This window comes from Hallella multisaccharivorax DSM 17128 (genome assembly GCF_000218235.1).
Taxonomy (GTDB): Bacteria; Bacteroidota; Bacteroidia; order Bacteroidales; family Bacteroidaceae; genus Prevotella; species Prevotella multisaccharivorax.
In genome coordinates, this window is record NZ_GL945017.1 from 588,870 (window position 1) to 602,954 (window position 14,085).

At 50.7% G+C, this 14,085-nt stretch carries 12 protein-coding genes; 6 read left to right on the top strand and 6 right to left on the bottom strand.

Translation table 11 applies throughout. The features are described 5' to 3' along the window. Nucleotides 1-17 precede the first annotated feature (17 nt). Nucleotides 18-1,106, bottom strand: coding sequence for a mannose-1-phosphate guanylyltransferase (locus PREMU_RS02865; protein WP_007572984.1), 1,089 nt, complete (start codon nt 1,104-1,106; stop codon nt 18-20). A 197-nt stretch (nt 1,107-1,303) separates the two neighbouring features. Here PREMU_RS02865 and PREMU_RS02870 point away from each other — a divergent pair, with 197 nt between their 5' ends. Genes PREMU_RS02870 through PREMU_RS02880 form a run of 3 tightly spaced genes read left to right on the top strand, consistent with a single transcriptional unit; the run spans nt 1,304 to nt 5,342 of the window. Further along, nucleotides 1,304-2,122: a pyridoxamine kinase gene (locus PREMU_RS02870; RefSeq protein ID WP_007572985.1), complete on the top strand. Its 819-nt coding sequence runs from the start codon at nt 1,304-1,306 to the stop codon at nt 2,120-2,122. Nucleotides 2,123-2,130: 8 nt separating this feature from the next. Further along, nucleotides 2,131-3,792 (top strand): putative transporter, encoded by a 1,662-nt coding sequence (locus PREMU_RS02875; protein WP_007572986.1) that lies wholly within the window; start codon nt 2,131-2,133, stop codon nt 3,790-3,792. Then, nucleotides 3,789-5,342: an RluA family pseudouridine synthase gene (locus PREMU_RS02880; protein WP_007572987.1), complete on the top strand. Its 1,554-nt coding sequence runs from the start codon at nt 3,789-3,791 to the stop codon at nt 5,340-5,342. The genes PREMU_RS02875 and PREMU_RS02880 overlap by 4 nt, the downstream gene beginning before the upstream one ends. 33 nt (nt 5,343-5,375) lie before the next feature. Here the strand turns inward: PREMU_RS02880 and PREMU_RS02885 are convergent, their stop codons facing one another. Continuing rightward, entirely contained in the window at nt 5,376-5,741 is a 366-nt protein-coding gene (locus PREMU_RS02885; protein WP_007572988.1) for a hypothetical protein, read from the bottom strand. Next, on the bottom strand, nt 5,732-6,040 hold the full coding sequence (locus tag PREMU_RS02890) for a hypothetical protein (RefSeq protein WP_007572989.1): 309 nt from the start codon (nt 6,038-6,040) through the stop codon (nt 5,732-5,734). The genes PREMU_RS02885 and PREMU_RS02890 overlap by 10 nt, the downstream gene beginning before the upstream one ends. A gap of 400 nt (nt 6,041-6,440) precedes the next feature. On the opposite strand from PREMU_RS02890, the gene greA reads away from it, so the two are divergent. Both greA and PREMU_RS02900 read left to right on the top strand, forming a co-directional pair. After that, nucleotides 6,441-6,911, top strand: coding sequence for a transcription elongation factor GreA (greA, locus tag PREMU_RS02895; protein WP_007572990.1), 471 nt, complete (start codon nt 6,441-6,443; stop codon nt 6,909-6,911). Between the two features lie 3 nt (nt 6,912-6,914). Then, a complete protein-coding gene (locus PREMU_RS02900) occupies nt 6,915-7,313 on the top strand; it encodes an HIT family protein (RefSeq protein ID WP_007572991.1) in 399 nt (132 codons plus the stop codon). A gap of 352 nt (nt 7,314-7,665) precedes the next feature. Here PREMU_RS02900 and PREMU_RS02905 read toward each other — a convergent pair whose 3' ends face one another. The 3 genes from PREMU_RS02905 to PREMU_RS02915 form a co-directional block, all read right to left on the bottom strand. Next, nucleotides 7,666-8,301, bottom strand: a complete 636-nt coding sequence (locus tag PREMU_RS02905) for a DUF4294 domain-containing protein (protein WP_007572993.1) — start codon at nt 8,299-8,301, stop codon at nt 7,666-7,668. A 187-nt stretch (nt 8,302-8,488) separates the two neighbouring features. Further along, the gene (locus PREMU_RS02910; protein ID WP_007572994.1) at nt 8,489-10,153 is read right to left on the bottom strand and encodes a fimbrillin family protein; all 1,665 of its coding nucleotides are present in this window, start codon (nt 10,151-10,153) and stop codon (nt 8,489-8,491) included. Between the two features lie 108 nt (nt 10,154-10,261). After that, a complete protein-coding gene (locus tag PREMU_RS02915; protein ID WP_007572995.1) occupies nt 10,262-10,474 on the bottom strand; it encodes a hypothetical protein in 213 nt (70 codons plus the stop codon). A 710-nt stretch (nt 10,475-11,184) separates the two neighbouring features. Here PREMU_RS02915 and leuS point away from each other — a divergent pair. After that, nucleotides 11,185-14,073 carry a leucine--tRNA ligase gene (gene leuS, locus PREMU_RS02920; protein ID WP_007572999.1) on the top strand — a complete coding sequence of 963 codons (2,889 nt, stop codon included), beginning with the start codon at nt 11,185-11,187 and terminating at the stop codon, nt 14,071-14,073. Nucleotides 14,074-14,085 lie beyond the last annotated feature (12 nt).

A 14,085-nucleotide genomic window follows, 5' to 3' on the forward strand; every position in this document is an offset into this window, starting at 1 on the left:
TGATGATGCTTGAGGGATCACACGTAGGCGTCTCCCTTTTTCAGCTGCACCTCGCTGACATACTTGCGGACAAGTGCTGAGGAATCTTCCTTTTTGCAGATAAGCAGCACATTGTCTTTCTCTGCCACGATGAAGCCGTCGAGGCCGCTGATAATGCCAATGCGCCCCTCAGGCAACTTGACTACGTTGTGATGACTGTTCTCCATATAGACTTCCGAGTCCACCACGACATTGTCGTCGTTGTTTTTCGGCAGCGCCTCATAGATGCCGTGCCATGTGCCCAAGTCAGCCCAGCCGAAGTCGCAACGCATCACACAGACATTCTCTAACTTGTCGAGTACGCCGGCCTCCACAGAGATGTTGGGGTAGGAGGGGAAGTATTCTGCCATGTAAGCAGCCTCCTGATCGGGCGTGGCGTGCGGATACTGTTTGTCAAGGCCACGCAGCACGGGCGGCAGAAACTTTCCAAACATCGTGCGTGTGTTCCTGACGTTGGAGACAAAAATGCCTGTATTCCACAAAAACTCGCCACTTTCCATGAAAATTTTGGCGAAGTCGCGATCGGGTTTCTCTGTAAAACTGCGCATATGATGGATGTTTCCTTCCACGATGCCGTTGATCTGGATATATCCATAGCCTGGTTCCGGACGCGTCGGCTTCACTCCCATCGCCACGAAAGAGTCGTGAGTAGCTGCAAAACTCATCGCTGTACGGGTGTCCTTGAGGAAAGACTCGACATTGAGGATGATCTGGTCGCTGGGCACGACTATCATTACCGCGCTGTCATTGAGTTCAGAGATCCGATGGTTAGCCCACGCCATACTTGGAGCGGTGTTGCGCAGAATGGGTTCCACAAGAATGCGTTCATCCGGCAATTCAGGAAGCTGCTGCCTTACTAAATCAAGATATTGGACATTGGTACTGAGAAAGATGTGGTCGGGAGACACTACTTTCGCCATCCGGTCCCACGTCTGCTGGATCTGTGTCCTGCCGGTACCGAAAAAATCTATAAACTGTTTTGGACGATTCTCACGACTGCAGGGCCAAAGACGCTGGCCTTTTCCGCCGGCAAGAATCAGACAATATTGGTTGTCAATGAATGCCATATAGTTTAGATTTACTTTTTATCACTTCAAAGCTACATAAAGAAAACGAGCCGGCAAGGAAATAGTTACTTCTTTTCTTTATTTTTTAGTTGAAGCAACGATTTTTTTATTTTCACTTCTCCACCTTTCCGTTTTTTAGTAATTTTGCGGTATTATATAGCCTTATGGCTTTCACCATCGCTTTATGCTGACAACTCATGGAAAAGAAAAAAATACTTCTCATCAATGACATGTGTGGCTACGGTAAGGTGGCTTCCGCAGCCATGCTTCCCATCTTGTCTTTTATGGGCCACGTCACCTATAACCTTCCCACGGCCTTGGTCTCCAATACTCTCGACTACGGAAAGTTCAATCTTCTCGACACCACCGACTACATCACCGGTGTCTTTCCCGTTTGGAAAGAGCTTGACTTCCACTTTGACGCCATCGCCACAGGCTTTATCGCCTCTGAGCGGCAGGCGCAAATCGTCTCAGCTTACTGTATGGAGCAAGAGCATTTAGGCACGCTCATCTTCGTCGATCCCATTATGGGCGATGAGGGAAAGCTCTATAACGGCGTCACACCAGCTACTATTCAGAGCATGAGAGAGATGATCGCCGTCGCCGATCTCATCTTCCCCAACTATACCGAAGCCTGCTATCTCACCGATACTACCTACCGGGCCGAAGGTGTCAACCGTGAGCAGGCTTTCACTCTCCTCGACCGTTTGCATGCCACAGGGGCCAAATCGGTGCTCATTACCTCGGTCACCGTCGACGGACAGCACTGTGTGGCAGGTTTCAACCACTGCACCGGAGAGCGCTTTCTATTGGATTACACCGAGATTCCCGTCCATTTCCCAGGCACAGGTGATATTTTCTCGGCCGTACTCATCGGTCGTCTGCTCGACGGCGTAGAGCTTAAAACCGCCACCAGAAAGGCCATGGACGCCGTCTATACGCTCATCGACCGCAACAAAAACAACAGCGATAAAAATGCCGGAATACCGCTGGAGAACTATCTCAACATCTTGTAAAACAGGCCATGAACTTTTTCTCGTCTCTCCTTACCATCCACTCTTCGATACAGACTGTGGTGCTCGTTTCGATCATTATCGCCGTGGGTCTCGCCCTTGGAAAGATAAAAGTGAGGGGCATCTCACTCGGCATCGCATGGGTGTTCTTCATCGGTATTCTTGCCGGTGAACTGCGACTGTCCATCGACCACAACATTCTCGACTATATTGAGACCTTTGGCCTGTCGATGTTCGTGTACTGCCTCGGTCTTCATGTGGGTCCCAACTTCTTCGGTTCGCTGCGCTCCGAGGGCATGGCTCTGAACTTATGGAGCCTTGCCGTCATCGTCTTCGGCACACTGTTCTCGCTTGTCCTCATCCCGTTGACGGGTGTGAGCCTGTCCAACATGGTCGGCCTGCTCTGCGGTGCCACCACCAATACCCCCGCCCTCGGTGCGGCCACACAGGCCCTTACCCATCTCGGACTGCCTAACAGCAGTATGGCTCTGGCCACCGCCGTGACTTATCCGCTCGGCGTGGTGGGCGTCATCGTGGCCATGGTCATCATCCGCAAACTCTTTGTAAAGCCAAAAGACTTAGAGGTGAAGCCGCTGTCCGACGACGACCACACCTATATTGCACAGTTCATTGCCCTCAATCCCGCCATTGTAGGCAAGAACATCGCCGAGTTGGCACACATGACACACCTTAAATTCATCATCTCGCGCATCTGGCGAGGCAAGGAGGTCATCGTGCCCATGGCCCAGACCGTGCTCCATGTCAACGACTCGCTGCTCGTGGTCACCAATAAGGAGGACGAGAAATCCATGGAATTGCTCTTCGGCAAACGCGTGGATCACGACTGGAACCAGAGCGATGTCGACTGGAATGCGATTGACGCCAAAGTGGAGAGCCGCATCTGTGTGGTGACGCGCGCCGGTCTCAACGGCAAACGGCTGCGCGATATCCATCTGAGAGCAGCCTATGGCGTGAATGTGAGCCGTGTGGTCCGCGGCGACATCAAGCTTCTGGCCAGCGACGACCTGCGTTTGCAATACGGCGACCGCATCACTATCGTGGGCAAACACGAAGATCTTGACAATGCAGAACACTTCTTCGGCAACTCCGTGAAGACGTTGGAAGAACCGAATATCGGCAGCATCTTCATCGGCATCGTCCTTGGACTTGCCCTCGGCACTATTCCCATCTCCATCCCCGGCATGGCCAACAGTCTGCGTCTGGGCATTGCCGGAGGTCCTATCATTATGGGAATTATCGTGGGTGCCTTAGGACCGAAGACTCGTATGATATCTTATACTACACGGTCAGCGTCGCTCATGTTGCGTAAACTCGGTCTATCCCTCTACCTTGCCTGTCTTGGTCTCGACTCCGGTAAGGACTTTATGACCACCATTATGCGCCCCGAAGGTCTGGCATGGGTGGGTATTGGTTTTCTCATCACTGTCATCCCCGTGCTTATCATCGGCATCATCGCCCTTCGTACGCACAAGTTCGACTTCGGCACCATCTGTGGCATTCTCTGCGGATCTATGGCCAACCCCATGGCTCTGGGCTATGCCAACGACACCTGCAAGGGCGATACGGCGAGCATCTCCTACGCCTCGGTCTACCCCATCGGCATGTTTGTCAGGGTCGTGATAGCACAGACGCTCATCATGCTCTTTGCATGAACAATCCTTTCTACTACACGCCGTCGCCCGAATGCCTCGTTGCAGCCGGCCAACTCATGACTTGGCTGGAAGGCAAGCCGTCGCCGTTTTCCCACCATCACGTCAATGAGCATTTTCGACAAGAGATTGCCAAGGGAAAGATGTTTGGCGTCCTGGTGGTGGAAAATGGTAAGACTGGCTTCGTCAAAGGAGAGCAAATCAAATACCTTGCCGGATACAGCGGACAAATATACGGGCGTGCTGACTGGCCGGATTTTGTGCCAGCAGTCTTCGACTACCTCCAGCCCAATGGCTATTTCAAACGGCACGAGGCTGAGATCACACAGCTCAATCACGAGATTGCAGCACTCTCCAGCACTCTGGTCCCTGAAGCGGCAGCGCCTTCACAGGGGCAGCCGGTGCCGGAAGACCCCCGTCCCACCACGACGAAAGGAAAACGCCAGGGCGAGAGCGATGAAGCGTATATCCGCCGGCGGCAGTTTGAGAATGCCGAACTGCATCGTTGGAAAGTCAGACAACGACAGGCGGAGGAAGCGAGAAAAGCAGAAACCGATCACCTTAACAGCCTGAAGACACTGCGTCGACAGAAGAGTGACATCCTGCAGCGGTGGCTCTTCCAACGGTTCCGCATGCTCAACGCCAAAGGTGAGCACAGGAATCTGATAGAAATACGCGGTGGAGAGATTCCACCGGCGGGTAGTGGGGAATGCTGTGAGCCCAAGTTGCTGCAATATGCCTATCAGCATGAGCTGCGTCCGAGGTCAATGGCAATGTTCTGGTGGGGTGAGAGCCCGAAAGGCGAAGTGCGCCATCATCTGCAGTTCTATCCCGCCTGCAACGGTAAATGCAAACCCATTCTCGGATGGATGCTGCAAGGTATTGAGATCGATACCAACCCCTTGGAGAGCCATGAAGAGGATGATCGGCTGGCCACACAACTAAAAACACTCTATGAGGACAACGATCTCTGTGTCATTGAGAAGCCTTCCGGACTGCTCTCCGTACCCGGCAGGAGCAGTCGCATAAGTGTGCTCGCACTGATGCAGCAGCGCTATCCCGACAGCGCCTCGCCGCTCATCGTCCACCGTCTCGACATGGCGACAAGCGGATTGATGGTCATTGCCAAGACCCTGACGGCCTATCATGACCTCCAACAGCAGTTTGCCCGGCACGAAATCAGCAAGCGCTATGTCGCCGTACTGAGCCGTCCGCTTCCTGCAGAGACACCTGCAGAAGGCATCATCTCGCTACCCCTGCGCCCCGACCTCGACGACCGCCCGCGGCAAATGGTCGACTTTGACCATGGGCGTGAGGCGATCACTTATTATAAAAAGGTGGCTGACGACCGTCTCTGGCTATGGCCACGGACCGGTCGCACGCATCAGCTGCGTCTTCATTGCGCACACGGCCTCGGTCTCGACGACCCCATCAAGGGAGACTTACTCTATGGCACACCTGCCGATCGCCTCTGTCTGCATGCTGAAAGCATCACCTTCCGGCATCCGGTAACAGGCCGAACGATGACATTCACCGCAAAAGCAAAGTTCTAATTGACATTTGGAGGGATTCTATTTTATGGCCAATTATGCTATTTCCCAACCAAAAATACTATCAATAGTCTTGGATATCACTTGGTCTAAATAGGGCTGACGAATGGCACGTCCATAAGAGAAATTGATCTCTTCTATAGAGAAGTACATTAGAAAATGTGTCACAAAATAAGACCGTTTTCCTAAAGGTTTGGTCACCATCTCGTCTGTAAGCTCTATCGTGTATTTAGGATGGATATTCTTTGATGATATTAAAAGGATGTATATCAGTCCATCCTCATCTTCTTGTAACTCTTGTGAGGACACCACAACGCCCGGATGATGTAAGGTCACATCTTTGTCAGGAAAGTAAAAATCCACATCAACGATCTCTCCTCTTCGGAATCTTTTCACAGCCATGGCTCTATCTGTTTAATGGTTCTGCCTTTTCCTTTCTTTACAAATTCTTCTGTTTCCGTATCGGATGGCATATCCACAGCAGGAGTATTTGAAAAATATGCCGCCCATTGATCATCCGTCATGGTAGCTGTCTGACTGTTTTTTTGAACAACCGACTTGTTGGGACTTTGATTTGTAGCCGGCAAAATGCCAAGGGCGATGTTCTTTAGCGCAGCAATCGCCTCCTTTAACTTATTCTCGTCTTGAGATATAATGGACAGTTCATGAAAGAGCTGTTGGTTGAGTTGTAATGTCGTCATAACTTTCCTATGTTTTTCGCAAAGATAAGTACTTTTCTTTTAACCTGCAAACAAATCTTCTCCAAAAATAGCCTACATCAATTATTCCTCTTATCTTCGCCAACGCATACTCGATCCGATACCTGCATATAATGGAAAAAGATGCATCACCTTCCGGCATCCGGCAACAGGCCGAACGATGACATTCACCGCAAAAGTGGCTTTCTGAAAATATTCTGGAAATAATCCTTAAAAAATTTGTCCGTATCGGCGGAAAGGACTAACTTTGCAACGAATAGGATAAACAGAAAGATTAAGAGAAGGAATACCGACATTCCAGCAGGATGTCGGTATTCTTTTTCGTTTGCCTGTTACTATAAGAATTATTAACACATTAACTGTTATTTAATACTGTTTTATTATGGCATACATGTCACAGGATGGCTACGACAAGCTCGTAGCCGAAGTACGCAGACTTGAGTCTGTGGAGCGCCCCAAGGCTTCTGCGGCCATTGCCGAGGCAGCCGACAAGGGAGATTTAAGTGAAAACTCAGAATATGACGCCGCAAAGGAGGCGCAGGCACAGCTCGAAGCCAAAATCAATGAGCTGAAGCTCACCATCGCACAGGCTAAGATCGTGGATACAAGCCGTCTGAAGACCGACGAGGTGCAGATTATGTCGAAAGTGAAGATCACCAACCTTCAGAACAAGAAGCAGATGACCTACACCATCGTCTCTGAAAGCGAAGCCAACCTCAAGCTGGGCAAAATCTCCATCAAGACGCCTATTGCACAAGGGCTGCTCAACAAGAAGGTGGGTGAAGAGGTGGAGATTAAGATTCCCCGCGGCACCATTCACGTCCGCATTGATGAAATAAGTATAGGAGAATAAGCGATGGCAACAATTTTCAGTAAGATAGCTGCCGGAGAGATTCCCAGCTACAAATGTGCCGAGAACGACCGGTTCTACGCCTTCCTCGACATTAACCCCGTAAAGAAAGGACACACACTCGTCGTGCCCCGCAAGGAGGTTGACTACATCTTCGACATGAGCGACAACGACCTTGCCGCTTTTGAGGTCTTCACAAAAAAGGTGGCCGTCGCCCTTCGAAAGGCTTTTCCCTGCAAGAAAGTGGCGCAGGTGGTGCTTGGTCTGGATGTCAACCACGCCCATATCCACCTCATCCCCATCGACTCTGAGGCTGATGTGGACTTCCACAAGCATGTCAAGCTCTCCGAAGAGGAGATGAAAGAGACTGCCGACAAGATTTACACTGAATTCAAGAAGCTGTAAATTCGTCTCTTGTTGACCATGATCGCACAGCTTTCGATTACCGACCATCGCCGTGAACCCACGCCTTGCCATGAAATACCAGGCCAAGCAGTGGCTGTCGTTCAAGGCGTCGTGGTATCACTAACTGAATGGATAAAAGTTAGACGACAATGGATGAATGACCGACAACTCAATTTTGTGGCCCGTTACTACCGCCACGGCGTGCTGAATGCCAACAAAGCCTACCGCACAACATTAGAACGTGCTGAGAGAGGATAAAGAAAAATACCTCACGGAAGATACGTTCTTCCATCAGTGGGTCATCAATTAAGAATGATTAACCGCTTCGCTTATGTAAGCATCGCCTATCGTATTACAGCTGTCCGGCCTCTACTTGCCTGACGACGCGCTCGGTGATGCGGTCGGCGCCGTTGGGGTCATATTGCTTCTTGAGCGAAGCGCCGAAGATCCAGGCAAACGACTGGTAGAAACCGGCGCGGATGGGTCCGAGGAAGGCCTTGATGAGGTCGTAAGACGAGTTGTTGCACTCGCGGTCGATGAGCTTGATCAAGAGCTTTCCCTGAGAATAAGTAAGCTTCTTCACGCGGGGCGTGTATTCCCGCTTGATGTCCTGCTCCACCTTTTTCATGTGCTCGTCCTTCGCCTTCTTGTTGGGTAGCATCTCCAGATACTCGCCCGTCTCAATAATGATGCGGTCGCACTCCTTGGCGATGGGCAGCACACGCTTGATATTATAAACCAAACGGTTATAAGCTGCACGCTGAGCCGCACTCTTAAACACGGGTTCGGGATACACCCAGATATTGTTCAACTCCACATACTGGATGGAATCCTTTCCCTGCTTCACCTTGCCTATCTTCACCATTGGCACGAATGTAGGACTGTCCATGTCAACATCCATATCTTCGGGGTTGACACCGTTGTTGAACTTCTGCGCCATGGCCATGAGCGGGAAAACAAGAAACAGTATGGTGACTAATCTTCTCATTATGGCACAAAGTTACAACCTATTTGCCGAACGAGCATAGAAAGACTATTAAATAAAATGAATATTCCGGCGCCTGCTGCCCTTTCCAATGTTTTCCACAGCTAAAATATATTTGCCGAGGCCTTGTTTTGTAAAATGCCACTCTATAAATCTGCATGAATTTATAGAGTGGCATTTTGCAAAAGTATTACTTCTTGTCTACATACACCGCACGTATGGGAACAAACTCACAGGGCGAATACCGCGAGCGGAGAGTCCGTGCATCGCATTTCGCGCCGGTCTTCCAATCGGTCTTACTGCCGCCGGGGTTCACATTGTGCCCGAAGCTCCATGTGTCCACACAGCCTTGGACCAACGTCGACGTCATGTACTTAGACACATATCTCTCGCAGGTCCAACGGCCGTCACCGGTGCGGTAAGACGCAAGGGGCAGGAAAATACCACTATCGAAGTCCCAGCGCGAGAACCGCTTGGGGTAACAGTAATCGTAGCGTGTGGTCCGTGTCTCACCCTTTGGCGGACAGGTGAACATGAATCCATAGGCCGGCCATTGACAGTAGTCTTCGTGCATGCCATATTCCCACGAGCGGGCTGTGAAGAGCTTGGTCATCTCTTTCGCTGTGGGCAGACGCAATTTGCCGCAGGTTGCCCAATAGACAATGTCGCCATAGCGAGCCTTGCAGAAGTCTTTTGTCTCGTGACGCATCTCAGGGTCGGTAAACATCTTACCGCTGATCTCCCTGTCGCCGCTTGGCGGGCAATAAGGCACACAAGGGTTCCAGGCTGCTTCTCCGATGACGCCCCAACGGAAGGTGTCACACACGCGGTAGCCCCTACGTCTTGTGGTGTTGCTGCTCCACGGCCTGCAATAGAAACCATAAGACGACCGGTTCCACGAGTAACACAGGTCATAGAGAACGAAGTTCGACTTCGCCCATCTCACGTCATCACATTCCGGTGTGTCATCCTCACCGAGCTCAATGACGTAGTTGTAGTATTTCCCGGCCACAAGCGTCATTGCTTGCTTCACGCTGTAGGTGTTGCCGTCGGCTCCCGTCACGGTGAGAGTGTAGGTTTCCTCCTGTCCGCCAGTGGGAAACATGGCGATATCCGCAACCGAGTCGGCCGACGGAGGGGTAACATCTATGACATCGGTTTGCGTGGAGTGGGAGGGTGTGAGGCTGCCGTTGAGATTGTCCGTTCTCAGGTTGACGGTGGCCACGGACGGAGCACCGGTTATTTTCACACCTTTCATCATCAATGTCTCTCCGTTGAGCTTGAAGGTAAACTTGCAATTGCACAACGCCACTTGATCCTGAAGCTTGGCGGACACGGCCGCAATGCCGTTGCTGACATCGTCTACCCTGCCCAGTCCGAACTTAAAATAGAATCGGTTTGCAAAGTCGTCGAGCGTTCCCATCTGCTTGCTGATATCCAGGTTCAGCTGCCCGAATTCTGTGCCGCTCTTCACGGTCACGTCGTTGATAGCAGGGTAGAACATGGCGATACTGTCGCCTTTCGTTGCCACCATCTGTCCCTCAAAGTGGGTCTCGGCTCCTGCCTCCGTAGTCTCGGCCGTAGAGGTGTAATAAGTGGAGAAGTTGAAGACGCTGACCTTGTCGCCCACATTCCATGTGAAAGCTCCGTCGCTGCTGACCTTGGCTCTGGTCATAAACGTTTCTGACGTAGATGTCTGGGAAGCTGATAAGTTGAAGCCGCTTACCAGCGCCCCTTTCCCCGAAGCTTTGTCTGTCGTCTCATCGTTTGTGCAAGCCGTGAAGATGGCTGCAGTCACGAGTATGCTTAGGATACCGGAAAGACCCTGTATGCTAAATGTCTTTCTAATATTCATTACTGTTGTACCGTTCTTAAAGATATTGATTTAATGATTACTTGAGTGTTTAAGCTCCCGGATACAGACTTTAGAAAGTCCGTCTCTGCATCCGGACAGAGCTTCTTCTTAATTCCCAAGCTTCCTCCACACTTTACTGCCTACCATTTCTTCCTCCTCATTGGGGAGATACCTTTTGGCGTGCATAATAGAATCACCTCCGTTACCAGGTGTAAGGCCGCCACCCGCTGTAGTAGGATTACTGTTTCTACCTAACAGAGATTCTTCCTCGTCAAGCTCGATTACATCGATGATCGGTTGTACATACTTGTCTTTTTTCATAATCGTTGAATTTTGAAATTGATTTTGTAATTCCTATTTTTTAAAACAAATGCTTATTACTCCCGTTACCCCTACAATAATGGATACCGGTAAACCTTATGATTGTGCTGTTGGAAAGACGTTATAAACATACTACTGCTCCGCATAAAATCCAATACGCCAAACCACGAAAGGCCTGCAAGAAGATTTCTTACGGAATCCCCTTGCTCATGCTGGATTGGCGCGGATCGTTTCGCGCGCGTGAAAAAGCCTTATAATTAGAACACGGATTACACCTGTAGTGTAGTGGTGTGTGTGTGTGTGTGTGTGTGTGTGTTATCAAATTATTTGGAACTACCAAACAATCTGATAACTTTTTGCAGGAAAATGCTCTGTTTTCCTGTGTCTTGCACATCCTTATACAATAGAAGGAAATATGCAGTGGACATTTATGTTTATCTATATTCAATATTACATCAGGTGGTTACGGGTGCAAAGTTAATATTTATTTTATTAACTGCAAAATTATCAAGGATATTTTATTATCATTACAAAATAAAATGAATATTGATGAAGAGAGAACCATTGAGAACAGTAAGGGCAGAATGGATGTGCTGCCGTTCTGGAAATGAATGAAAAATATGTCCGACCATGTTTTTTAAGCTACTTAAAACATTATTTCCCAATATCTTTGTATCTTTGCACTTATAAATAATAAGTTTAGCAAAGCAATGGACTACGATTTCAGAGAGATTGAGAAAAAATGGCAGAAACAGTGGGCTGACGACAAGACCTACAAGGTAACGGAAGACCCCGACAAACCTAAATACTATGTCCTCAACATGTTCCCTTACCCCTCCGGTGCGGGGCTGCATGTAGGCCACCCTCTCGGCTATATCGCCTCGGATATCTACGCCCGCTACAAGCGTCTGAAAGGTTTCAACGTGCTGAACCCCATGGGCTACGACGCCTACGGGCTGCCCGCTGAGCAATATGCCATCAAGACAGGCCAGCATCCAGCCGTCACCACCAACGAAAACATCAACCACTACCGTGAGCAGCTCGACAAGATAGGCTTCTCCTTCGACTGGGACCGCGAGGTGAAGACCTGTGACCCTCACTATTATCACTGGACACAGTGGGCGTTCGAGAAGATGTTCAACTCCTACTATGACAACGACCTTCAGAAAGCACAACCCATCGACAAACTCATCGAACATCTTGAGACAAAAGGTACTGAAGGGCTTAACGTGGCACAGAGCGACAATACCCTCAGCTTCACTGCCGTTGAGTGGAAAGCCATGGACGACAAGCAGAAGAGTGAAGCGCTGATGAACTACCGTATTGCTTTCAAAGGCGAGACGATGGTGAACTGGTGCGCGGGTCTCGGCACCGTGCTCGCCAACGATGAGGTCGTGGAAGGCGTGTCCATCCGTGGCGGCTTCCCTGTAGTGCAGAAGAAGATGAGCCAGTGGTGTCTCCGCACATCAGCTTACGCCCAACGCCTGCTCGACGGTCTTGACACCATCCAGTGGAGCGACAGTATCAAAGACACGCAACGCAACTGGATTGGCCGTTCCGAGGGTACGGAAGTGGAGTTCTCCGTGAAAGACTCCGACGTGAAGTTCACCATCTTCACGACGCGTGCCGATACGATGTTCGGAGTCACATTTATGGTGCTGGCTCCCGAGAGTGAGTATGTACAGCAGGTGACCACAGCGGCACAGAAAGCCGGGGTGGACAAATATCTCAACTATGTGAAGAGCCGCACAGAGCTTGACCGCATGAGCGACCATAAGGTCACGGGCGTGTTCAGCGGCTCCTATGCCGTCAATCCTTTCACAGGCGACAACATTCCTATCTGGATTTCCGAATACGTGCTTGCCGGCTACGGCACGGGCGCTATCATGGCAGTGCCTGCACACGACAGCCGCGACTATGCTTTTGCCAAGCACTTCAACCTGCCCATCATACCGCTCATTGAGGGTGCCGATGTGTCGGAGGAGAGCTTCGACGCCAAGGAAGGCATCGTGATGAACTCTCCGCGCGAGGGTCACAAGAGCATCGACGGTTTCTCGCTCAATGGCTGCACCGTGAAGGAAGCTATCGCCAAGACGAAGAAGTTTGTTACCGAGAAGGGAATCGGCCGCGTGAAGGTTAACTACCGTCTGCGCGACGCTATCTTCTCCCGCCAGCGCTACTGGGGCGAGCCGTTCCCCGTCTACTACGACAACGGCATCCCAAGGATGGTACCAGGGCAGTATCTCCCAGTAGAGCTGCCTGAGATCACAGAGTATAAACCCACCGACAACGGCGAGCCTCCATTGGGCAGAGCTAAGAAATGGGCATGGGACACTGTGAACAACCAGATTGTGGAGAACACGAGGATAGACAACAAGACCGTCTTCCCCCTTGACCTCTATACGATGCCGGGCTTTGCAGGAAGTTCCGCTTACTACCTCCGTTATATGGACCCTCACAATGACAAGGCCCTTGTCTCCAAGGCTGCTGATGAATACTGGCGCCATGTGGACCTCTATGTCGGCGGTACGGAGCATGCCACGGGCCACCTCATCTATTCACGGTTCTGGAACAAGTTCCTCCACGACTATGGTGTGAGCTGTGAGGAAGAGCCGTTCCAGAAACTCGTCAACCAAGGAATGATTCAGGGCAGAAGCAACTTCGTCTATCGTGCCAACGAACTGTCTACTGCTGATAAGCCTGTCTTCGTCAGCTTCGGCCAGCGTAAGAACTATCAGGACGTGACGCCTATCCATGTATGGATCAACCTTGTGAAGAACGATATTCTCGACACCGAGGCTTTCAAGAAATGGAGCCCCGAATACGCCAACGCGGAGTTCATCTTCGAGGATGGCAGCAAGTCAGCCGACGGTGCTGAAGGCAAATATGTATGTGGCTGGGCGATAGAGAAGATGTCGAAGTCGATGTACAATGTCGTCAATCCCGATGATATCGTGCGCGACTATGGAGCCGACACGCTGCGCCTGTACGAGATGTTCCTCGGTCCTGTGGAGGCTTCGAAGCCTTGGGACACCAACGGCATCGACGGCTGCTTCCGCTTTCTGAAGAAGCTATGGGCTCTGTTCTGGGACAACCGTACCGATAAGTTCCTTGTCGATGATGCAGAGCCAAGTAAGGACAGTCTGAAGAGCGTACACAAGCTCATCAAGAAGGTGACACAGGACACCGAGATGTTCTCTTACAACACGTCTATCTCTGCGTTCATGATTTGTGTCAACGAACTGGGTCAGCAGAAGTACCACAACCGCACGCTGCTCTCCGACCTCGTCGTGCTTATCGCTCCTTTCGCTCCTCATATCGCTGAGGAGCTGTGGCATCAGCTCGGTAACACCACAACAGTATGCGACGCCAAATGGCCTGCATGGGATGAGAGATATCTTGTGGAGAACGAGATGCAGATGACGGTGAGTTTCAATGGCAAGGCCCGTTTCCAGAAGATGTTCGCCGCCGATGCCGACAAGGACACCATTGGGAAAGAGACGCTCGCCGACGACCGCTGCGCCAAGTACATGGAAGGCAAGAAGGTGATCAAGGTCATCATAGTGCCGGGGCGTATCATCAATATCGTAGTGAAATAAACATTTTATTAT